At 30.6% G+C, this 22,652-nt stretch carries 24 protein-coding genes and 1 pseudogene; 16 read left to right on the forward strand and 9 right to left on the reverse strand.

What is annotated here, in order from left to right; all coding sequences use genetic code 11:
* Positions 1-85: 85 nt before the first annotated feature.
* Positions 86-1,450, reverse strand: a complete 1,365-nt coding sequence (gene hemN, locus IEW41_RS01940; RefSeq protein ID WP_188604654.1) for an oxygen-independent coproporphyrinogen III oxidase — start codon at positions 1,448-1,450, stop codon at positions 86-88.
* A 168-nt stretch (positions 1,451-1,618) separates the two neighbouring features.
* Here hemN and IEW41_RS01945 point away from each other — a divergent pair, with 168 nt between their 5' ends.
* The 4 genes from IEW41_RS01945 to IEW41_RS01960 all read left to right on the forward strand — a co-directional run bounded on the left by IEW41_RS01945 (position 1,619) and on the right by IEW41_RS01960 (position 4,827).
* Positions 1,619-2,206, forward strand: coding sequence for a superoxide dismutase family protein (locus IEW41_RS01945; protein ID WP_188604655.1), 588 nt, complete (start codon positions 1,619-1,621; stop codon positions 2,204-2,206).
* 88 nt (positions 2,207-2,294) lie between these two features.
* Entirely contained in the window at positions 2,295-2,825 is a 531-nt protein-coding gene (locus IEW41_RS01950) for an RNA polymerase sigma factor (protein ID WP_188604656.1), read from the forward strand.
* Positions 2,826-3,626, forward strand: a complete 801-nt coding sequence (locus IEW41_RS01955) for an anti-sigma factor (protein ID WP_188604657.1) — start codon at positions 2,826-2,828, stop codon at positions 3,624-3,626.
* Between the two features lie 238 nt (positions 3,627-3,864).
* On the forward strand, positions 3,865-4,827 hold the full coding sequence (locus tag IEW41_RS01960; RefSeq protein WP_188604658.1) for a zinc metalloprotease: 963 nt from the start codon (positions 3,865-3,867) through the stop codon (positions 4,825-4,827).
* A 238-nt stretch (positions 4,828-5,065) separates the two neighbouring features.
* Here IEW41_RS01960 and IEW41_RS01965 read toward each other — a convergent pair whose 3' ends face one another.
* The 3 genes and pseudogenes from IEW41_RS01965 to IEW41_RS14525 form a co-directional block, all read right to left on the reverse strand.
* Complete coding sequence (locus IEW41_RS01965) at positions 5,066-5,545, reverse strand: hypothetical protein (RefSeq protein ID WP_188604659.1); 480 nt, start codon at positions 5,543-5,545, stop codon at positions 5,066-5,068.
* A gap of 11 nt (positions 5,546-5,556) precedes the next feature.
* The gene (locus tag IEW41_RS01970) at positions 5,557-6,849 is read right to left on the reverse strand and encodes a tetratricopeptide repeat protein (RefSeq protein WP_188604660.1); all 1,293 of its coding nucleotides are present in this window, start codon (positions 6,847-6,849) and stop codon (positions 5,557-5,559) included.
* Positions 6,850-6,927: 78 nt separating this feature from the next.
* Positions 6,928-8,154: pseudogene (locus IEW41_RS14525) on the reverse strand (DUF4331 family protein).
* Between the two features lie 144 nt (positions 8,155-8,298).
* Between IEW41_RS14525 and IEW41_RS01985 the strand changes: the two are divergent.
* Positions 8,299-9,471, forward strand: a complete 1,173-nt coding sequence (locus IEW41_RS01985; RefSeq protein ID WP_188604663.1) for an LETM1-related biofilm-associated protein — start codon at positions 8,299-8,301, stop codon at positions 9,469-9,471.
* Here the strand turns inward: IEW41_RS01985 and IEW41_RS01990 are convergent, their stop codons facing one another.
* The 5 genes from IEW41_RS01990 to IEW41_RS02010 are packed head-to-tail and all read right to left on the reverse strand — an operon-like array spanning position 9,472 to position 12,992.
* Complete coding sequence (locus IEW41_RS01990) at positions 9,472-10,227, reverse strand: LytR/AlgR family response regulator transcription factor (protein ID WP_188604664.1); 756 nt, start codon at positions 10,225-10,227, stop codon at positions 9,472-9,474.
* Between the two features lie 37 nt (positions 10,228-10,264).
* Entirely contained in the window at positions 10,265-10,579 is a 315-nt protein-coding gene (locus IEW41_RS01995) for a 2TM domain-containing protein (protein WP_188604665.1), read from the reverse strand.
* A complete protein-coding gene (locus IEW41_RS02000; protein ID WP_188604666.1) occupies positions 10,579-11,916 on the reverse strand; it encodes a 2TM domain-containing protein in 1,338 nt (445 codons plus the stop codon). Before IEW41_RS02000 ends, IEW41_RS01995 begins: the two co-directional genes overlap by 1 nt.
* A gap of 21 nt (positions 11,917-11,937) precedes the next feature.
* On the reverse strand, positions 11,938-12,561 hold the full coding sequence (locus IEW41_RS02005) for a hypothetical protein (RefSeq protein WP_188604667.1): 624 nt from the start codon (positions 12,559-12,561) through the stop codon (positions 11,938-11,940).
* A gap of 5 nt (positions 12,562-12,566) precedes the next feature.
* Complete coding sequence (locus tag IEW41_RS02010) at positions 12,567-12,992, reverse strand: DUF2141 domain-containing protein (protein ID WP_188604668.1); 426 nt, start codon at positions 12,990-12,992, stop codon at positions 12,567-12,569.
* A gap of 133 nt (positions 12,993-13,125) precedes the next feature.
* Here IEW41_RS02010 and IEW41_RS02015 point away from each other — a divergent pair, with 133 nt between their 5' ends.
* From IEW41_RS02015 to IEW41_RS02065, 11 genes are all read left to right on the forward strand, one after another.
* Positions 13,126-13,539, forward strand: coding sequence for a DUF3592 domain-containing protein (locus IEW41_RS02015; RefSeq protein ID WP_188604669.1), 414 nt, complete (start codon positions 13,126-13,128; stop codon positions 13,537-13,539).
* Position 13,540: 1 nt separating this feature from the next.
* Positions 13,541-14,356, forward strand: coding sequence for a sulfurtransferase (locus tag IEW41_RS02020; protein WP_188604670.1), 816 nt, complete (start codon positions 13,541-13,543; stop codon positions 14,354-14,356).
* 11 nt (positions 14,357-14,367) lie between these two features.
* Positions 14,368-15,030: a hypothetical protein gene (locus tag IEW41_RS02025; RefSeq protein WP_188604671.1), complete on the forward strand. Its 663-nt coding sequence runs from the start codon at positions 14,368-14,370 to the stop codon at positions 15,028-15,030.
* Positions 15,031-15,126: 96 nt separating this feature from the next.
* Positions 15,127-16,980 carry a M1 family metallopeptidase gene (locus IEW41_RS02030; RefSeq protein ID WP_188604672.1) on the forward strand — a complete coding sequence of 618 codons (1,854 nt, stop codon included), beginning with the start codon at positions 15,127-15,129 and terminating at the stop codon, positions 16,978-16,980.
* Between the two features lie 155 nt (positions 16,981-17,135).
* Entirely contained in the window at positions 17,136-17,969 is an 834-nt protein-coding gene (locus tag IEW41_RS02035; RefSeq protein ID WP_188604673.1) for an FRG domain-containing protein, read from the forward strand.
* Between the two features lie 252 nt (positions 17,970-18,221).
* The gene (locus IEW41_RS02040) at positions 18,222-19,127 is read left to right on the forward strand and encodes a hypothetical protein (RefSeq protein WP_188604674.1); all 906 of its coding nucleotides are present in this window, start codon (positions 18,222-18,224) and stop codon (positions 19,125-19,127) included.
* Positions 19,128-19,292: 165 nt separating this feature from the next.
* Entirely contained in the window at positions 19,293-19,844 is a 552-nt protein-coding gene (locus IEW41_RS02045; RefSeq protein WP_188604675.1) for a hypothetical protein, read from the forward strand.
* Positions 19,845-20,045: 201 nt separating this feature from the next.
* A complete protein-coding gene (locus tag IEW41_RS02050; RefSeq protein ID WP_229660142.1) occupies positions 20,046-20,798 on the forward strand; it encodes a DUF4844 domain-containing protein in 753 nt (250 codons plus the stop codon).
* Between the two features lie 113 nt (positions 20,799-20,911).
* Positions 20,912-21,274: a hypothetical protein gene (locus IEW41_RS02055; RefSeq protein WP_188604676.1), complete on the forward strand. Its 363-nt coding sequence runs from the start codon at positions 20,912-20,914 to the stop codon at positions 21,272-21,274.
* A gap of 77 nt (positions 21,275-21,351) precedes the next feature.
* On the forward strand, positions 21,352-21,864 hold the full coding sequence (locus IEW41_RS02060; RefSeq protein ID WP_188604677.1) for a hypothetical protein: 513 nt from the start codon (positions 21,352-21,354) through the stop codon (positions 21,862-21,864).
* A 152-nt stretch (positions 21,865-22,016) separates the two neighbouring features.
* Entirely contained in the window at positions 22,017-22,619 is a 603-nt protein-coding gene (locus IEW41_RS02065) for a hypothetical protein (RefSeq protein ID WP_188604678.1), read from the forward strand.
* Positions 22,620-22,652 lie beyond the last annotated feature (33 nt).

The following is a 22,652-nucleotide window of genomic DNA, read 5'->3' on the forward strand; positions in this document are numbered from 1 at the left end:
TTATTTTTTAATTTCTATATATAAGGTAGTGATTTTTAAGCAGAAACACAATTAACTTTAGCGCTTTAATGTTTAATTAACAGTATTAAATAGTCATTGAAAACAATTGTGTTTTTGGTTGATTACGTTGCAATAACAAATCGAAAGCCATACATATATTTCTAACAAAAGGTTTGCCTTTTTCTTTAATAATTATTTGATTTGATTTAATTTCAATGAGTCCATCTACTTCCATTTCAGTTAATTTTATTAATGTATCTGGTAATGACTCAAAATACAAATCATCATTACTCCAAGAGGTTTCAAACTGACACATTAAATTAAGAATATGGGTTCTTATAACTAAATCTTCCGAGTTTAAAACATGACCTCTATATACTGGTATAATATTTTCTTTTAGTAAATGATAATACTCCTCAATTCCTTTTACATTTTGCGCAAAACCAAACCAGCTATCACTTATGGCAGAAACACCAAGTCCAATCATGGCTTTAGTTTTTGAAGCAGTGTAACCCATAAAATTTCTATGAATGGTTTTATTTATTATCGATTTGTATAATGTATCTGTTTTTAATGCAAAATGATCCATTCCAATTTCATGATAACCAACTTCTGCTAATAACTTTTTACCAAGCTCATACTGATTTCTTTTTGATTCACCAGAAGGCAAATCGTTATCATTAAATCCTCTTTGTCCATTTCCTTTAATCCATGGAACATGTGCATAGCTATAAAACGCAATTCTGTCTGGCATTAAAGATTTTGTTTTATTTATTGTTTCTCTCACATGCACTTCAGTCTGAAAAGGCAAACCAAAAATTATATCATGGCTTATTGAAGTATAGCCTATTGCTCTTGCATGGTCAGTAACTCGTTTAACATTTTCAAAAGGTTGTATTCTATGTATTGCTTTTTGAACCGTTTCATTATAATCTTGCACACCAAAACTTACACGTCTAAATCCTAAATCGAATAAGGTTTGAAGGTGCTCATATGACGTATTATTTGGATGACCTTCAAAACTAAACTCATAATCATCAGCTAGAGTAGATTTACTTGTAATGCCATTAATTAAATACTTTAGATTATTTGGAGAAAAAAAAGTAGGTGTACCACCACCAAGGTGCAATTCTTTAATTTTAGGTTTATCTTCAAAAAGGCTACAATATAATTCCCACTCCTTTAAAACTGCATCTATATAAGGTGTTTCTAACTCATGACGCTTTGTTATACGTTTGTGACATCCACAAAAAGTGCATAAACTTTCACAAAATGGTAAATGAATGTATAAGCTGATTCCTTCTAAATGGTTAGTTTCGTTAAAAGACTTAATTAATGTTTCTTTCCATTCCTTTAATGAAAATGTATTATTGTCCCAATACGGAACTGTTGGATAACTAGTATACCTTGGGCCAGCTACATTATATTTATTTATTAAAGAATCACTCATACCTATTGTTATATAACACAAAACTAATCCTACTACAAATTTTAAAATATGACATTAATCATGTTTAAAAAATATAGCCTATTTTAAATGTAATTACACAGACTAAAATTTGAAATTCTTTAAATAATACTTAACTTTCAGCTAAATTCTTTAATCAACAGAAAAACCATGAAAAAATTAACCATTCTTATAACAATCGTGACATTTACTCTTTTCACTTCTTGTAAAAAAGATAAAAAAGAAACAGTAACTGAAGACACTAAAACAGAAACTAAAGCTACAAATACAACCACTACTAAAGAAAGAAAAAAACTTCAGGTAAGACTAGAGTCGAAAAGCGGAAGTAATGTATCAGGAACTGCTATTTTTACTCAAGATGATGGAATTGTAACTATGATTGCTGTACTTGACGGATTAACTGAAGGTACTCATGCAATACATTTACATGAAAAAGCTGATTGTTCTTCTGAAGACGGAACATCAACAGGAGGACATTGGAATCCTACAAAACAACCACATGGTGAATGGGGAAGCCAAAATGGATATCACAAAGGTGATATAGGTAATTTTACTGCAGATGCCAAAGGTAATGGAATGGCAAAAATAATAACTGACGAATGGTGTATAGGTTGTGGTGACGAAACTAAAGATATTCTAGGTAAAGCTATTATAGTACATGAAGGTTCTGACGATTTTAAAACACAACCAACAGGAGCTGCTGGAGGACGTGTTAGCTGTGGTGGTATTATTCAATAAATATTATAAAAAATGATTGCAAAAAAGCTACAGTATTGTAGCTTTTTTATTTGCTATTCACTATTTTCGGAGTTAATATAATTAATCAATGCAATTAGAAACACTAATACTAAAATTTCAACAAAAAGACGAGAAGGCTTTTGAAGCACTTTACAATATGTATAGTGATAGTATGCATGGTGTTATTTTTAATATTGTAAGAGATAATGATATTGCTGAAGAATTAATGCAAGATGTATTTATAAAAGCATGGAATAATGCAAGTAGCTATTCTGCTGAAAAAGGAAGGTTTTTTACTTGGATTTTAAACATTGCCAGAAATGCTGCCATAGATAAAACTAGATCTAAAGCATTTAAGAACTCCAAAAAAAACCTTGATGCCGAATATTTCGTAGATATATTGCAAAACAGTGACAGTCTAGATAATAAGACTGATGCCATTGGTATAGGTAAATTTGTAAGTAAGCTTGCAAAAAAATGTATTGAAGTAATTGAGTTGCTTTATTTTAAAGGATACACCCAAAAAGAAGCTTCTGAAGAACTAAATATACCTATAGGCACTATAAAAACGCATAATAGAAATTGCATTAAAGAATTAAGAGACATAGTATTAAAATAAATGGATATTAACGCTTACATACAATCAGGTGTTTTAGAGCTATACGTAGCAGGAGCCCTTTCTGAAAAAGAAAGTAAGGAAGTGTATGACCTTATGCTTAAACATCCTGAAATACTTAAAGAAGTATTAGAAATTGAATCAGCAATAATTAAACTAACAGCTGCCACATCTAAAAATACTAATACGCATACATTTACAACTGTAAAAGATCAAATAGCTAATAATAACAATAATCCTAAAGTGGTTTCTATTAGTAAGTATAATTGGTTAACATATTCTGGTTGGGCTGCAACACTAGTTTTAGGTCTAGGATTACTTTGGGCTTTAAATGAAAACAGACAATTACAATCAGATATACAAATTGTAGAAAATGAACAATTATTTTTAGAAACTCAAATTGCTGATGCAAAATCAGATTTAGAAGCTTCAAAAGCGTTATTAAATGTATTAAGAGATAGAGATATCATCTCAATACCTCTTGGAGGACAAGGTAATTTTGCTAATACTTATGCAAAGGTATATTGGGATAGAAAAACTAATAGTATTTATTTAGATGCTCAAGGACTTCCTGAAGCACCAGAAGGCAAAGTATATCAAGTTTGGTCATTAACATTAAACCCATTAACACCTACAAGTTTAGGTACTATAGATAATTTTAACACAGACGACAACAAGATATTTGAAATAACTAATGCTAACGAAAGTCAGGCATTTGGTATTACATTAGAGCCAGCTGGAGGAAGTGAAACTCCAACGATGGAACAGTTATATACATTAGGAGTTGTAACAAGCTCACCTTAATAGAAGAAACATTATTTACATAAATATAAAAAGCATCAACTTGAGTTGATGCTTTTTTATTTGACATACTTAAATAATTTTTTGCACAGAAATCATTCATCAAAAAAATAAAATAAACATACGTAAATCTTTTTAAAATATCATTATCATATTTTTATTTTTTTATGAAATTATTTAAAAGTTTTATAATAAAATTGCCAATTATTTAAATATAACTTTTAACTTAACCTTAACCATTATGAAAAAAACATTTTTACTAGCATCAGCTTTATTAATGATTTTTGCTTGTAGCAAAGATGAATTGTCTAACACTAATGATTCTCAAGGAACATCTGTATCACTAACAGGTCGTCATTGTGCTTCTCAAGATGTATTAGAAAGACAAATTAAAGAAAACCCAAATTTAGTTAAACAAATGGAGTTGTTTGAAACTCTTACAGAGAGAGCAATTTCTGAAGGACGATTAGTAAATGGGCAAATACAAATTCCTGTAGTTGTAAACGTTTTATATAAAACTGCTGCAGAAAACATTTCATTAGCACAAATTCAATCTCAAATTGATATTTTAAATGAAGACTTTAATGCACAAAACTCTGATTTTAATCAAGTACCATCAGCATTTTCTGGCGTAAAAGCAAATGTTGGAGTTACATTTGTTTTAGATGCTGTTTACAGAAAATCTACAAATAAAAAATCTTGGGGAACAAATGATGCTATGAAAAAAACATCTACTGGAGGACTAAATCCTACTTCACCTACAACAAAACTTAACCTATGGGTATGTACAATTGGAGGTGGAATTCTTGGTTATGCTCAGTTTCCTGGAGGTTCTTCTGCAACAGATGGCGTTGTGATTGACTCTCGCTATTTAGGAGATACAGGTACAGCTACTGCTCCATTTAACAAAGGTAGAACTGCAACTCATGAAGTTGGTCACTGGATGAATTTACGTCATATTTGGGGAGATACTACTTGCGGAACCGACTATGTTAACGACACACCAACTCACAATACTGCAAACTATGGTATTCCTTCTTATCCACATTATTCAACTTGCTCAGGCAACCCAATTGAAATGACAATGAATTATATGGATTATACTGATGATGCAGGAATGTATATGTTCTCTAATGGGCAAAAAAGCAGAATGTTAGCAATATTCTCTGCTGGTGGTCCAAGAGTATCATTTGCTCAGCCATAAAAAAATCTAGATTAATAGCTTAAATCTGTGCAGCTGTAAATTAATTTTACAGCTGCATTTTTTTAATAAAAAGAAAGCACCTAACCACATTGCTGTAATTAGGCACTTTCCACTAACAAAAAACTCTAAAAAACTACCACAACTCACGTGGTTTCTTTACTAATAAAACTCTATTTGTTTCTTATTAGCTTATCGTTACTAATTCCCTCAAATTAATATCAACTGTTTTCTCTCTTTTTTAAAAACTATAAATTATCGCTGTCTGTATACTAAAATTTGGTTCGTGCGAAAAATAAACTGAATCAATTACATTATTTCTTTCTAAAACTGGCTCTATAGCAAAATCTGAGTTGTTAAAATTAAATACATTCAAAATTGAAAAAGACATTTCAATAGCACCAATTTGATACCCAAAACACAGATCAAAAAATGTGATTTCTTTAATAGAGCTATAATCAATCATATAAGACAACCCATCATCTAATCTAAAATTGAAGTTTAATGACAACTTATCCAATTCGTGCGAGAATACATCAATAGTATATTCATCTTCAGAAAAATCAATTAGTGATATTTTACTTTTCTCATCTTCTTCAGCTAAAGACATAATTGGTAATAGTCCAGAATTAGATTTTGAAAACCAATCTTGTGATTGACAATTAAAACCAAATAAGACTGTAATCACAGCAATTAATATATTTAATTTAACATTAGCCATTATTACTAATTTTATAATTGATTAACCTTTTCTGCAACTAATGGACCTAATTCATAAGCGCTTTCTAGTAGCTCTTTTTTTAGCGCATTAGCTTTTTCTGTTTCACCTGCTGCTTTATAAATCTCTGCGCTATGATACAATGCTGATGGCTCATAGGTATGACCAACAATATGTTGATTAACAATATTTAATGCATCGTCAATATTTCCATTACTATAATAAGCCCATGCTAGTAACACATACGATTGTGGTGTTGGCCTGTGCTCAACTTCAATTTTTGCAATAGCTATAGCTTCGTCAATTTTTTTATTCTCGTCTGTATATAAGAACACATTGTATTTGTTGTACATATCTCCATAAAGCGTATCTGCAACTGCCTTTTCGTATAGCTTAAGTTGCTCGTTTTTAGAAACGACATCTCCTTTGTATTCAAATATTTCTGCTTTTAGTAGGTAATAGTCTGGGGCAAAAAAGGTTGTTGTTATTGAATTTAGAATTCGTAATGCTTCATCAGGATTTTTTTCATAAGAATATATAATCCAAGCAATACCTTTTTTTGCATAAGCATCATTTGGGTCTATTTCTAGAGCTTTTAAAAAGTGATTATAAGATGCTTTAATATCTCCTGAATGACCATAAAAATCTGCTAGATTAGTATACGTCCATTGTTTAATACTCGAAAGGTTTGATGATTCAGCAATAACTCTTGCTTTCTCTAAATACTTTATAGCCGAATCTAAATCGCCTTGATGGTCACTCCATTTAGCAAGGCGAATGAGATAATCAAAATCGTTCATGTTTTTAATTTTCTCTAAATACAGTTTAGCTAAATCGTTGTTACCTAGCTCTAAATGCACATCGAACAACATTTTTTGAACATCTGATAAACGATCTCCTATAAGCTCTGCTTTTGTAAGTAATTCTAGTGACTCTTTAAACTTATGTTGGGAGATATAGTTTACAGATAAACTCATTAAAAAACTTGGGTTATTATAACCAGTAATTTCATTTACTTTAATGAGTTCTTCCTCTGCCTTTTTTAAGTACTCTATTTTGCCTGTTGCTGCAAATAAATGAGAGTAAGTCGCTGCAATTTTACTTATGTATGGAAATTGATTTGGTGCTTTTTCAAGTTTATGTTTCCAAAATTCATTATCAATCATTGCATTTTGCAGCGTCTTATTCTCGGCTAATTCAATGTAGGTATCATAATCACTAGTATTAGTGATTTTTTCTGGTGATGTATTGCAACTGCTTAATATAAGCGTGATGCAAACTATTAGTATATATTTTTGTGAGTTCATTGTGTAGTGTTTTTATGAGTTTTTTTGTTTTAAATAACTCTGAAACAAGCATACACTTGTTTCAGAGTATAGTTTATTTTACCATGGCGAAGCCAAGTAAGGAAACGATGCTAAAAATGGTTTATCATTTGCATCAACATGATCATCACTAAATGCTGGATTTTCAGAAAAATCTTCACCTCCAAATATTAAAAGTAATTCTACAGTGATTACATCATCTGCAAGAGTACGACCTGTTAATACATTAGTACCATCATAAAAAGTAGTGGTTCCATCTAAAGACACATTTAAAACATCTGTAGCTAAAAACCCTGAAAATTGAGCAGAAGTTAAGCCTAATGCATTAGCATCTGTTGGTGTATTATACGCAGGACTTAAAGCTTCTAAATTAGTTTGAAACATAGCTTGGTAAGCTGCATTTTGTTGTGATGGAATTGTAGTATTAAACATATCTTTACTACCTGAAGACACAAAAACAGTATTTACTGCTGGTCGTCCCATTTGGTCTTGTTGTACATATGTTCCTGTAAAGTTTGGACCAGTTGGTCCTGTTGGAGCATCATCATCACTACAGTTATAAGCTGTAAGAGAAATTAGTACTGCTATTGCTATTAATTTTATATTATTAAATTTCATAATTAAAGTTTTTAAAGATTATTGTTTTCTTTTTGATTCTACCCAAGTGTTGATAGTTCCAGTACCACCTATCATAGATTTTGGTACTTCTACTACCACTGACATTACATTGCTTCCTGCAAAGGTGTCAGAACCTGGATTGTTAAACCCTGAAGCTGTTCCTCCAATAATTGCACTGTATTGCGCAAAATCGAAGAAGAAAGGATCATCACGTGGTCCAGCAAAAAAGCTCATACCTGCATTTGTTGCAACAACTGCACTACTACCATAAGCTGTAATATCTACACTATTTGGTGTAACACCAGTTAAAAATGTACTATTCAAGCCTGTTTGGTTTGGAGCTGCAGGACCGAAGAAATACATTTTACCATCTCTTGCAGTTGCTTGAATAACTAAGTCTTCAACATTGTCACCAGTAGTGTCTATGTTAAACTCAATCATAGTATTTTCATCAAATGCTGCTCCAGCTGTTGCTGTTGGGCTCAATAATCCCTGAACGTTGGCAACAAAAACTAAGTTGTTTGAGTTTTGACCTTGAAAAGCATAGAAGTCTGTGATATCATTTGTACCACCTTGCACTGCAGGAGCATCGATGTGATCGGCTGCAATTGTAAAGAATCCTGCAATTGCAACAATTGCAATTCCTAAATAAATTTTTGATTTTTTCATAATAATGAGATTTTTGTTAATTATTAAATTGTCTCTGCACTACCTACGAAAAAATGTAAAACACGGTTTTGTTAAAGTTTTGTTAACGAAATAATTTACACTTGTTAAGATTAAAAATTATCTTTGCAGTTAAATACCATAATCATGAATCCATCTTCAAGTGGTTGGATAAAAAAACTACTTAAAATTGCTTCTACTAATGATGCATATTTAAAACTTTCGGAAAAGGCTTTCTATAACGAATTAAAACTTAGCGGCTTTATTTATGGAAGTAATTTAAGTGTTGTAAATAATGTTGTAGACAAAGGTGACTTAACTGATGAAGAGTTATGTAAAGTAAATTTATTACTGGCTCTTCATTACATATATAATGCAAAACCGTCTAAAGAATCTTTTGCTGACAGTGTCATTAATTTTTATAAAAACTTTGACCAACCAAAATCTTCATTTTTTGATGGGCTTTTGGGTGAAAAAAAATCGCATGCTCAAGTTGAAGTTATCATTAATAAAAGGATTCATATTGATGATAATATTTTAACAAAAAACTTTAGTTACTTTATTACCAATGCTCTTTTATATATTGATGTATTAGCATATCAAAAATTCTTAATTACCAACACAATATCAGAAAAGTATATTCAACAATTAGAAATAGCTATTGAGACAATAACTCTAAATGTTTTTGATTCGAAGGTTAAAAAAACAAAATACGACGAGAGTCTTATTAAACTGTTTGAAGCTTCAAGACGTTATCAAAGCACAGTTTCATACCACTATAATGATGTTTTAAAATATCTTAAAAAGCCCTTAGAAAAGCAATATATTATAGATATAGCATGTATAGCATCATGGAGTGATAAAATTATTGATATAGACGAACATAAATTTTTAGTTCAGCTATCAAAAGATTTACACATAAAACCAGAGGTTGTTGAACAATCTATAAAAGATATAAATACATTTTACATTTTAAACAGCGACCAAATTCCGTTGTTGAGTTCTAAAAATATGGCCAAAAGTTTTTATGATAACTCAAGTAAAATGGTTAGTAAACTTATTAGTAGAAATAGCAAGCGACTAATGAAAGAACTGAGAGAAAGCAAGGAACTTATGGTACTGCTATCTCAATCTACATCTAGAGAACTTACCGAAGAGGAGCAAAAGAAAATGCAAGAACAACTAATGGATATTATTAAATCTATACCTAGTTTAGCAATATTTATGCTTCCTGGTGGTGGCATTTTGTTGCCACTATTTGTGAAGTTTATCCCAAAACTATTGCCATCTGCTTTTGATGAAAACAGAATTGAAGAGTAATTATTCTAACCAATCTTTAAAGTCTTTTACACGCTCTCTTGCAACTATAATGTCTTGCTCGTTAAACGTGTTAAGCTTTACTTGCAATCTAGAGTTGGTATAGCTAATCATATCTTTAATAGCATTAATATTTACAAAAAACTTACGACTAACTCTAAAGAAAGTTTTTGGTTCTAGCTCAGCCTCTATTTGCTCTAAAGTAGAGTCTAACAAGTAGTTTCTACCTTCATTTGTAAACACATAAGTACCTTTGTTTTCGCTATAAAAACACTCAATATCATCACTATTAATAAGTTTTAAATGCTGACCAACTTTTACAGAAAATCGCTTTTTATATTCGCGCTCAATTGGATTCACTAAAAGCTTTTTTATATCATTAAAATCTAGAGTAACCGATTGTTGCTTCGGCATTCGTTCATTAAACTTTTCAACTGCTTTTTTAAGATCATCTTCGTCAATAGGCTTTAATAAATAATCAATACTATTAAGCTTAAACGCTTGTAACGCATACTCATCATAAGCTGTTGTGAATATCACTGAAGATTTAATATCGATAGCTTCAAAAATCTCAAACGACAAGCCATCACTTAATTGTATATCTAAAAAAATAAGTTCTGGATGTTTATTATTTTTAAACCAATCTATAGACTCTTCAACAGAATGCAGCATAACATCAGTCTCAATATTTAAAGCACTTAACATACGTTGCAAGCGTCTTGCAGATGGTTTTTCATCTTCAATAATAATGATATTCATGTTTGGTTATTTTTTTAATTTATAACTTATGGTTTTTCTATTCCCAACGATTACCTTTTTCTTTATCTAAAAACTCTTTTATTTTTCGTTCTTCCCAGTTTTTTCCTAGTAAAAAATCAGGCATAAACACAGTCATACCATGAGCTAACAAACCTATTCCCCAAAAACCAAGAGTTGTAAAATTATGCCACTGAAAATAGCTTTCACCTGGATTTAGATTCTGAATATTAATAGCAACAATCATCAAGTTAATAACCACATAAATTAATGCATGTGTATAAAAACCTTTAATAGATTTCACCTTCTTCTGAGCTCTTAAATAACGCTCTTGTTCCATTTGATTATTTTCCATTATTTCCAGGTATTATTATTTTGTTGTTGTTCTTTTTCTAATAGTTCTTTAATTTTTCGTTCTTCCCATGTTTTACCATATCCAAACACACTAAAGCCATGAAAAATTATTCCCATTCCCCAACCTAACATTGGAAACCAAAACCACTGAAAATCCCAATAGGTTTTGTAATTAATAAAAATTAAAAAAGGAATGACTAAACAATATGATATTAAATTACCATAAAAGCCTTTAATTTCTTCTACATGTTTTTTAGCTCTGTAGTAAGCGTCTTGTTCGTTAAATTGATACTTTGTTTCCATAATTGTGATTTGTTTTGTGAGCATTGGTATTGCAACTGCAAAACTGTCTGCTTGTTGATTGATGTTTACTATTCTTGTTGTGAGTAATTGATAGCGTTGTTTAATATTTTCTAAACCTACTCCACTACTCTTTTTTACTATTTGTTTTGTTTGAAGGTTGTTTTCTACAACCAAATTTCCGTTATGTTCATATATTTTAATATGCAACGGTTTACTTGTTGTTACCATATTGTGCTTTACTGCATTTTCTAACAATAATTGTAACGATAATGGCACTACTTTACTTTCTGGATCGTTTGCTTTCTCAGGAATTTCAAAAACTATGCTGTCTTCAAATCGCATTTTTAAAAGCGACATATATGTTCTGGCAAAATCTAACTCCTCGTCTACAGTTACCAAGTCTTTGTTTTTTTGTTCTAAAACATAACGATACACTTTAGATAGTGATGTTGTAAATTTTTGAGCACTATCTGGGTTTTCTTCAATAAGACTCGTTAATACATTTAAGCTATTGAACAAAAAATGTGGGTCTAATTGATTTTTTAAAGCATCAAACTTTGCACTTGCAGTACCAGCAATAACCTTTTGTTCTTTTATCTTGTTTTTCTGGTATCTGTTGTAGAAATAGGCAACATGAAAAATAACAACTATAGTTAAGGTTACCCATAAGCCAAATTGATAATTTCTTATCCCTTCGTTTGCAATAAAATCTTTAAATGTTACACCATAATAAAAAACAGAAGTAACTACACGTAAAATAAATAAGCCTATTAAAGTAATTACAACAGAACCTATCATTCCTAAAACTATACGTTTTATGGTATCGTTTGCTTTCCAATCTTTCTTTTCCATATAATCAAAAAAGAACATGTTAGAATACCCTAAAACAAATGCATACAGCTGATAGAATAAAAAGTCTTCCAAAAATTCATTACTACTGCTAAAATTAAAACCACCTGAAAGCAAGGTTCCAATTACAAAAACAACACATCCTATTATAAAAGTAATAATGATATTTTTAGTATTATCTGTCATAATTATTGTTTTACTATTGTATTAGTTATTGCAAGATTTTAGCACCTCTTCTGCACGCTCTTTTCCCCAATTTGGATGAAATGCGCTTTCAGGTTTAAAGTTAGGAAAAAGTTCAATGGCTTTCTCTATGTCTTTACAAAATGGCTTTGTATCCTGTCCGAAATAACGAGCACTTCCCATATTCCATTCAGCTCTAGACAATAACACCATTGGGTTATCAGGAGCTAGTCTGTAAGCTGTATTGTAAAGATCCGTAATTTTTGCTGAGTATTTCATACCATAAGTCATACCATCAAAAGCAACCCAATTAGTATAAATTTGAGCTTGTAAAACCAATACATCTACATTATCTTTTGTTAATCCTATAGCAGAGTTTAGGTATTCTTGTGCTTTATCTAACTGAGCTTTTACAATTTTAGGGTCTTTTTCTTCCCAAGTTTTTAAGCTATTCATTTGTGCAATGTAATAGTTTGGCAACCATTCATTTGGTTCAGCAGCTGCTATACGCTCAAATAGTTGTTCGGCTTCTGTCCAATTATTTTGTCCCCAAAGTTCGAATGCTTTTTGCATTCCTTTTTCAAAATTGGTTTGTGCATTTGTAATTGCTGAAACCAATAGTACTGCAATGATGATTAAATGTTTCATAGTTTTTATATTTTAATAGTTTGATTAATAGTTTCGTTTTTAACTTCAAATTTTGCGTCTTCCCATTTAGGTGGTCCCATAAAACCTTTTGCATTATTAGAACATGCATAATCTTCCTTTGGAATACCTAAAAAATTACTATCCATTTTGTTATTTCCGTTTTCATCATGAAAAAGCGAAATAGCATAAATACCTTGAGGCACATCTTTAAATGTAACTGTACACGCATTATTTTCAATTGATGTAATTATAGATTTAAAACCTGTTCCTAAAAAAGAAGTCTCCGAATTATAAAGAGCAATAAACACTTTGCCTTTATTAGTATCAAAATTTGTGACTTTTACCACAACATCTTGAGCAGTTGTTTCTTGAGCATTAACATTTGTAATACTCATAAGAAGTAGTAAAATTAATTTAGCGATTATTTTCATGATGATTATGTTTTAATTGATGAAGCAAATATCTATTGAAAGACTTGATTTATAAAAACCAACTTACCGAACTGTAAAATATTTAGGATGAATTGTTAATTTGCTATCTTAGTTTTTTATTTTGAAAAAAATAATGGAATTAGAAACTGAAGTCATTTTATTTCTTATTGGAATTGCCCTAACATTTTATGGTGTTAATAAATATTTTAAAGGCAAATCACTATTAAGTAAAGGCATTATAGCAAAAGGAGTTGTTTTTAAAAAAGAGCGAGAACTTAATATGAGTGGTGAATATGAAACTGTTGAGACTATTAGATTTTTAACTAAAAAGGATGAATGGATTACCGAAAAACTTAATCCATCTTTATTGAGTTTAAGAAATGAAGGCGATAAAATTGAGGTTATTTACAAGCCTGAAGACCCAAGAGAGTTTGATATAAATTCTTCAATTTCACTTGTGTTAATTCCATTAGCTTCAATTGCAATTGGTTTAACATTAATATTGTTTAGTGTGAGTAAATATTTTAATTTAAATATTCACTTTTAAAATGCACAACACAATTGTAACATCACAATGGTTAAAGGATAATTTTAATAATCCAAACTTAATTATTTTAGATGCTAGCCAAGACTCCAATAAAGCAGGATTAGTTTCAGATGTGACTTCAATTCAAATAAAAAATGCTAGACCCATTAATTTAAAAGCGTTTAGCAATAGCAATAGTCGTTTTCCAAATACATTTCCAAGCATACAGCAATTTGAAACCGAATGCCAAAAATTAGGCATAAACAACTCAAGTATAATCGTAGTTTATGATAATTTAGGAATTTACACAAGCCCAAGAGTTTGGTGGATGTTTAAAACCATGGGACACCAACATATTGCAGTATTAGATGGTGGACTTCCAGATTGGGCAAATAATGGTTTTGAAACCGAAACAATTACTAAAAAAGACTATAAAACTGGAGCCTTTAAAGCGACTTTAAACCCAGAAATGATTAAAGATTTTAAATTTATAAAAGATAATACAATAACTCAAAACAGCTTGCTTATTGATGCTCGCTCATCAGGCAGATTTAAAGGATTAGCTCCAGAACCAAGAAAAGAACTTAAAAGTGGACATATACCAAACTCAATAAATATTCCTTTTGAAGATGTATTAGACAACGGAAAATTAAAATCTAAAAACGAATTAAACTCAATTTTTAAATCTTTAAAAACTGAAAATCGACCTTTAGTTTTTAGCTGTGGCTCTGGAATTACAGCCTGTATTGTACTATTAGCTAGCGAAAAAATATTAAACAATAAAACCTCAGTTTATGATGGTTCTTGGACAGAATGGGCTACTTTAGAGCCTCAATAAAAACAAACTCAATGAAAAAAATTGCATTCTTATTACTCCTTTTTATATCAAACTTTACTTTCTCGCAAACTCCTAAAGAAATAGATTCTGTATCAATGGAACTATGCGACTATTTAAAAACGCTAAGCAACATAAAAAACGACACTTTAAAAATCACAACATTATATCAAGACAAACTATATCCTTATTTAGGCACTTTTGAAGAGTCTAAAATAGATGCTGCTGGTCAACGCGTGTATTACAGATTACAAAGAAACTGTGTTGGGTTTCGTGAGTTATTAGATAGACTAGAACCACCTAAAGAAAAAATTGTAAGAATTACTACAAAACCAGTTACCAAACTGAATAAAAAGCAATTAGCCGAATTTAAAAAACGCACACAATTTAAATATAAGGAGTTTGATGGCAGCGATACTTATGTAGAAATGAAAGACAACAAATGGACAGACACTTTTACAAATAACACCTACTCAAAACTTACTTACAAATGGTTAAGTGATGATGAGTTTCAGCTCACCTTTATTGAAAGCAATAATGAAACGCGCTCAAACTTTAGTTTTGAAGGCGATAAGTTTAACTACATTGTTCTCGATATAAAAGACGACCATTATTTAGTAAGCGTAAATATTGAAGGACAAAATATTTATGAAGAATTTAAGCTATTCTTCGAGTAAGTAAACTACAACCTTGTCAAAATTTTGTTAAGCCTTGTGTTTAGCACCAATCACTTTTAAAGATTTAATTACCTTAGCCATTCATAAAAACATAAAATGAAAAAAACACTAATTATAGCATTAAGCACACTTTTTATAGTATCAAATTGTGCAGAAAAAAAAGAAGAACAAAAAATGCAAACCTATGTAAATGAGCCTCACTCTTACGCAAAACCTAATGAGGCTGTAATTACACACTTAAATTTAGATATCGATGTCGATTTCGATAAAAAAATAATTTCAGGAACAGCTACTTACGATATACGAAACAATAATGCTACCGAAATTGTATTAGACACCAAACATTTAAACATTATAAATGTGCAAGCTGATGGCAAAGGCACTCCTTTTAAACTTGGCGAAATAGACGAGCAATTAGGAAGACCATTAACCATCACTATAAACGAAGGCACACAAAAAATATCGGTATTATATAAAACAACCGATAAAACTGAAGCATTACAATGGCTAAGCGCTCAGCAAACAGCAGATAAAACACATCCTTTTTTATTCACTCAAGGACAAGCAATATTAACCAGAACATGGATTCCTATTCAAGATAGTCCGCAAATTAGAGTTACTTATAATGCAACCGTTAAAGTGCCTAAAGATTTAATGGCAGTAATGAGTGCCGAAAATCCAAAAGCTAAAACAGCAGATGGCGTTTATAATTTTAAAATGCAACAACCAATATCTGCTTATTTAATAGCATTAGCAGTTGGAGATATTGAGTATAAAGCCATAAGCGACAGAACAGGAGTTTATGCAGAAAAATCGTTGATAAACAAAGCTCATACCGAGTTTTCTGATATGGAAAAAATGGTTGTAGCTGCCGAAAACCTTTATGGCGCTTACGATTGGGATCAGTTTGATGTTATTGTATTACCTCCTAGCTTTCCGTTTGGTGGTATGGAAAACCCTCGATTAACCTTTGCGACACCTACAATTATTGCTGGCGATAAAAGTTTAACAACACTTATTGCACACGAGTTAGCACACTCTTGGTCTGGTAATTTGGTAACCAATGCAACTTGGGACGACTTTTGGCTAAACGAAGGTTTTACGGTGTATTTTGAAATTAGAATCATGGAAGCTTTATACGGAAAAGAGCGTGCTAATATGTTAGCGCTTATTGGCAGACAAGATTTAGATGATGTACTAAAAACACTTAAAGATTCGCCAAACGACACCAAACTAAAACTCGATTTAGATGGCAGAAATCCTGACGATGGTATGAATAGTATTGCTTACGATAAAGGCTATTTGTTTTTAAGAACACTTGAAGAAACTGTAGGTCGTAAACGATTTGATGTGTTTTTAAAAGCGTATTTTAAAGAGCATGCATTTTCAACAACAAATACTGAAGATTTTGTAGCCTATTTAAATAAAAACCTATTAGAAAAGCACAACATTTCGTTTAATACCAAAGAGTGGATTTACAGTCCAGGAATACCAACCAACCAATCTATTATACAATCTGATGCTTTTGAAAATGTAGAAAACACCTTAAAGGCGTTTATAAATACCAATACAATTGATGCACAAAGCACTAATGATTGGACACCACATGAATGGGTTCATTTTGTTCGTAATTTCCCAGAAACTATTACTGTAGAGCAAATGGAAACGTTAGACAACACTTTTAATTTTACTAACTCAACCAACTCATATATTACAATGGTTTGGTATGAGCAAGCTGTAACCCATAATTACCATGGGCAAGAGGTTGATGCTAAAATTGCAGAGTTTTTAACCACAGTTGGCAGACGTTGGTATGTAACTACCATTTTTAAAGCCTATAAAAAAAGTGATAGAGTTGAAGAAGCATTAGAAATTTACAAAAAAGCAAGACCAAACTATCACTCTGTAACAGCAAATACAATAGACGAACTTTTAGGTTATAAAGAGTAAAATTACGTAGTTATACGTATTGGAAATCTAGAAAGTTTAATTTAGTTTTATGTTTAATAATAAGGCTAATAATTCCTGTTATCCCTTTATTAAAATATAAATATAGGAACATTAGTCCACATATAACCAGTTGTGTGTAAGCAAAAAAAGACAATATGGCAATTAACAGCATATCAGATTTTGTAAGAGAACTTCAGAAAATTCCAAGATTAAGAGAATCTGAATTGTTCTTTCGTGGGCATTCTGACTTTGAATACAAATTAGAACCCAGTATTTATAGAAACAAAAGACTGATTTCCAATGAAAGTAAGCTGTTCAAAGAATTTATTCTCCGAACACCAACAGACTTCTTAAATGAAAAAAGTGCACTAGAAAAGCTAGTGAAAATGCAACACTATGGACTTCCAACTCGACTCTTAGATTTGACTACAAATGCGTTGGTTGCTCTATATTTTGCTTGTAGTAGCAAAGGAAAGAGAGACGGAAATGTAGTAGTATTTAGAATCCCAAGTGATGACATTAAATACTATGACAGCGATACAGTAAGTATTCTATCAAATATTGCGAAAAGACCTAGCTCTTTCAGTGTTGAGAAACTAAGAAATCTTGAAATTGTTGCTTTTAATGAGCAAGGAGATATTGCTTACTTACTTCATGAAATCAAAGAAGAGAAATCTTATTTCCAATCTATTATTAACCCAAAAGACATTGAACGAGTTGTTGCTGTAAAAGTGAAACAAAGCAACAATCGAATAATTAAGCAAAGTGGTGCATTTCTCATTTTCGGAATCAACGGAAGAAAGAACCAACCAGCAAAAATCCCAAATGAATGGATACTAAACCTAGACATGAAGGGAGTTGATTTTAGAATTGACAACGAGAGTAAAGATAAAATAATTGATGAACTGAATGCAGTTGGAATTAATGAATCAACTCTCTTTCCTGAATTGGAAAATCAGGCTAAATATTTAAAAAAACACTTTGGATAAAAAAGCCTACACACAACAATAGCTATACGTAATGCGGGTTTAGTCTGTGTTTCAAATTATTGTCTTGCTATTCCGCTCGCTTTGGTTCGGGCGAGAGCCAAAGTTTCGGCTTTTGAATCCCGCACTACGCATAGCTGGACCGTTGTGCGTAATTTGAGAAATCTCGTTACTCGACCAAATCCATAGTTCACTCATTATGACTTTTCTCTTCAAAAGTAGAGAATTATTTTCGAGAAACTAAAAACTAAACTATTGAAAATTTTAAAATACATATTACTATTTCTGATTTTAAGTAGTTGTTCTGCAAGCAAAAATAGAGCTTGGAATTGTTTGCAAATCGATGAAGGGAATTTAGCGTTTAACGAAATGCTCGAATTAATTGGAAAAACTAAAATAGACACAAACAAAATTAAATCTGTCAAAATCTATTCCTATGAGTTCAAGAAAAATGGAAATATTAAAGACAGTACTTTAATCGAACATCAAAATTTAAATTATTTTTCCACATTTAAAGACCATACGAATTACGAAATCAAATACGATAGTTTAGGTAGAGATTTTGAGCGATATGCTACTCGAATTGAAACTGGCGAAACTCATTTGAATTATAAAAAAATATATGATTCAAAATCAAAAATAACCGAGTGGATTGTTTACAATCGTGACGGACAAGTAAACTCAAAAACATTTTACTATTATGACAATTTGGAACGCTTAATAAAAACTGAAAAATACTATGGCTATTTCTTATACGAAAAGCCAATTCTTCAACGAAAAAAAGTGTTGGAATATAAATCTGAAACTTTAATTAAAGAAACTGAATATTCTTCAGTCGTTTCTTCTGACCAATTTGATTCTAAACTTATAAAGGAATACAATAAAAAAGGTCAACAAATTGATTATCGTAGCGAAACTTTAGAGAATGACATAACAGTAAGTTTTTGGGGTTTTAAGTCTTTCTATAAAGGGGAAAAGCTAATCAAAAAAGAAAGTTATGGTTCTGATAATAGAGATATTTTAACTGAATTCAAATACAACTCTTTGAATTTACCAATCGAAAATTATTCAACAGATTTGAATTTAAAGAAACCAACAAGACTGACTAAATATTATTATCTGGAAAACAAAAAAACTACGCACAACAACGTGTATAATTAATTGCTTGGTCACTGCCGACTTACGAAAATTCCGCACATAAACCGACAACTATTCTTATAAGTAAACGTTGTTATACAATTTTAACTAGCACTAAAAAACTTTACAACTAACATTTCATCTTTGAAATTATGGTATAGTTTTGGATTATACACTCGAAACATTCTAATGAAAAACTATATTAAAATTATAATACTAGCATTAGTATTAAATTCCTGTGGCAAAGCCATAAGTAATATTGCTGTTGAGGACAGATTGGAACATACTGAAACTTTAAAACTCTATAAAGGTGATAAAATAAAATTTTGGACAAAAATAAAATATAGATACGAAAATGCTATAGAGATTGGGTATTCCGTGAAAATTTATAAAGATGGTGAGTTTTACACACAATATAATTATAACCCATTAAGTACAAATCCAAAATATTTATCTTCTACTGCAATGTGGATTATTTCAAAAAAGAGAAATCCAGATTGGATAAGACATAATGAGAATCGATTTACAATATTTGGATGGAAAAAAAATGAAGATGAAAGAGAAGATTATCAAAAAGAGAAGCATATTATAAAATATGGAATCAAGAAAAATGTAAAAGGGAAAAACAATCCAATTTTTACTGTTAAAGAAGATGGTGTTTACACTTTTAAAGCAAAACTAAATGTTGATACTGAAGATTCATTTAAGATAATTAAGGCCGAAATAATCTTAAGAAAGTAAATACTGCGAATAAAAACCAAAACACTTATTTAAAACAAACTGGTACACAACAACGTGTGTAATTAATTACTAAATTAGTTGCTTAAACACGTAACGAAATCATACACGAACAAGTTGGCATTAATTTTAGAAATGACTAAATACATTCAAATTTTATTAATCCTATTAACACTATCTGCTTGCGGACAAAATGCAACTGAAATGAAAACACCAGAAAATGCGAATGAAAAGTTTTTAGAATTCATTTCAAAGAAAAAGTTTGTTGAACAACCATATCCGAATTACTATCCAGGTATTGCAGACGAAAAAATGCGACCAATTTTCACGGAAAAAATAAACAAAGTTGCAATTGATTTTAAAGCTGTTGCTGAATCTAAAAATCCGACTGACAAAAAATATCAAGAAAAAATCGGAATTGGGCTTTCAAGGTTTGAGGATATTTATCTGGAATTAGATACCGAAGACAGAGAAAGAGTATGTATGTATTTTGAGGAATTAATGGATATTGTCGGACTGGAAAGCTCTAATGGTCAACTCAATAAATTTATGTACGGTTTTGACCCAATGGAAAAGCCAAAAGAAAAAAAGTGGACAGATGAACACGGAAACGTATTTATCGAAAAAGGAACTGAAGTTTCAATAATTCCAGCGAAATACAATAAAACAGGAAAAAAATATAAGGTTTTCCTTTACAACGAAACCACGGAAAATATTGGAATTATAAAAGACTTAGTTATAAAACCAAGAGAATTTAAAGTATTCAACGTTTCAGATACTGATACTCTTAAATTAGATAATGGAGTTAAGTTTATGTTCGGAGAAACATATGGACTTGAAGTTGAGGACAAAAAATCTCAAGTTAGTGGGCTTGGAGGAAAATATCTAACTGATTATGGAGCCCCTAATGAAATTGATTTTGCTTTTGTTATAGTTCCAGTCGGAAAAGGAGATTAAGAATAAAAACTTTGCCTTACAACGTGTATAATCAATTGCTAAATTAGGTGCTGAAACACGCAACTAAATCATACTCATACACGTCGTATGCAAGTTAAAATCAGAACGTAAAAATGACAGAAATTGTTGTATTAAGGAATAAACCTGAACTGAGAATAATTCTGAATAACGACGAATTTGAAATCGTTGATGCTTCTGAACCGAAAAACAATGGAATTTACTCATTTGGAGAACTGAAAAACGTGGAGTTGAATGCGGAACGGACGAATTGGTTAATTTCTATTTTAAGTGTTATAACTGACTTTATAACAGGAATTGGAAATGGTGCAAGATTTAAAGACAAATCGAACCTGAATATTGAAATGGAAAATCGTAATTTGAAATTATGGCTGATAAATGCAGATTTTGGAAAAGCGGAAAAGTTAACTGAATTAATAAAAAGTAAAAAAACTATACACAACACCGTGTATAATTAATTACTAAATTAGGTACTCAAACACGCAACTAACCAAACACAAACACGTGGCAACAAGCTAAAAACATTACGTCAAAAATGAACCGAATTACAAAAAGCATAATTTTATTTCTGATTTTAGTGAGTATTTCTTGCGATAAAAAGAAACCCAAAAAAACGTATTTAGCAAACTATATTGACTCATTGAAAACGGAATATTCGCTAACCGAAAATCCTCTTTTAGTAATTGATGGAGTTGCAGCTCATTATGAATCAATGAATGACGGATGGTTTCTAATAAAAGAAGAAGATATTTCCAGCCTCAAGTATATTAAAAAAGGTGAAACTAAAATATATGGAAGTAAAGATGTTAATGGTGTTGTTTTATTAACAACAATGTTAAGTGAAAGACAAAGAGCAAATACGAAATTGGAAAAGAAAACTATTTATGTTCTTGATGGAGAAATAATATCTTTAGCTGAATACAAAAAAATCGACCAAAGTAAAATAATCGGAACAGCAACAATAACGGAACAAAGCGTAATAAAGGAATTTACATCTGACAAATATGATGAACTGATTTACGTGACGACAAAAATGCCGACTGAATAAATAAAAGCTAGTTGCCAACACCGTGTATAAAAATTTGCTAGTTTTATACTAAACCAATGTCAGTTGCTTTGCTTGCTTCTGATTTTCCTTCGGAAAATCCTAGCACACAAACACGCAACTTTCCATATACAACAACTTTGTAAAACATTTGAATGAAAATCTTGCTAACTATTTTACTACTATTGAATTTTGGAGTTTCTAACTCTCAAAACTTCATTGATGAAATAATTTCTTGTGCAGAACATCATGCAAATGAAAAATTGAAATTTATAGTTGATAAAGATATACTCAAAACAAACTTTGTATTTAAAGAATCCAAAACTATAGTTGAAATTCATAATCCCGAAAAAGGACTCGAACGAATAAGTTTGGCGGAATTTAAAGAATCTGAATATCCAGCGATACAATTTTGGCTGAAATATAAAATCACTTCTCAAAATCTTGAGTTGACAGAATTATCAATTCCATTTAATTTAAATTGTACAACACCTTGGAGTAAAAAAGACACTCAAGAAATTTTAGAACCCTATTTAAAAGTTTTAGATAATAAGACTAAAATTGACTTGAAAAAAGCACTTGAAATCGGAAATGAAAATGGACTGAATGAAATATACTTTTGGAACATTGATTATGAGAAAAGAAAACTGATTTGGACATTAAAAAGTAAACTGAAAAATAACCAATCGAAAGTGATTAAAATAAACTCAAAAAACGGTAAAGTGATTTCGGAATTTATTGAAATACCTACTGATTAAAAAACGTTTTACAACAACGTGTATAATTAATTG

This window comes from Aquaticitalea lipolytica, assembly GCF_014641635.1.
Lineage (GTDB): Bacteria > Bacteroidota > Bacteroidia > Flavobacteriales > Flavobacteriaceae > Aquaticitalea > Aquaticitalea lipolytica.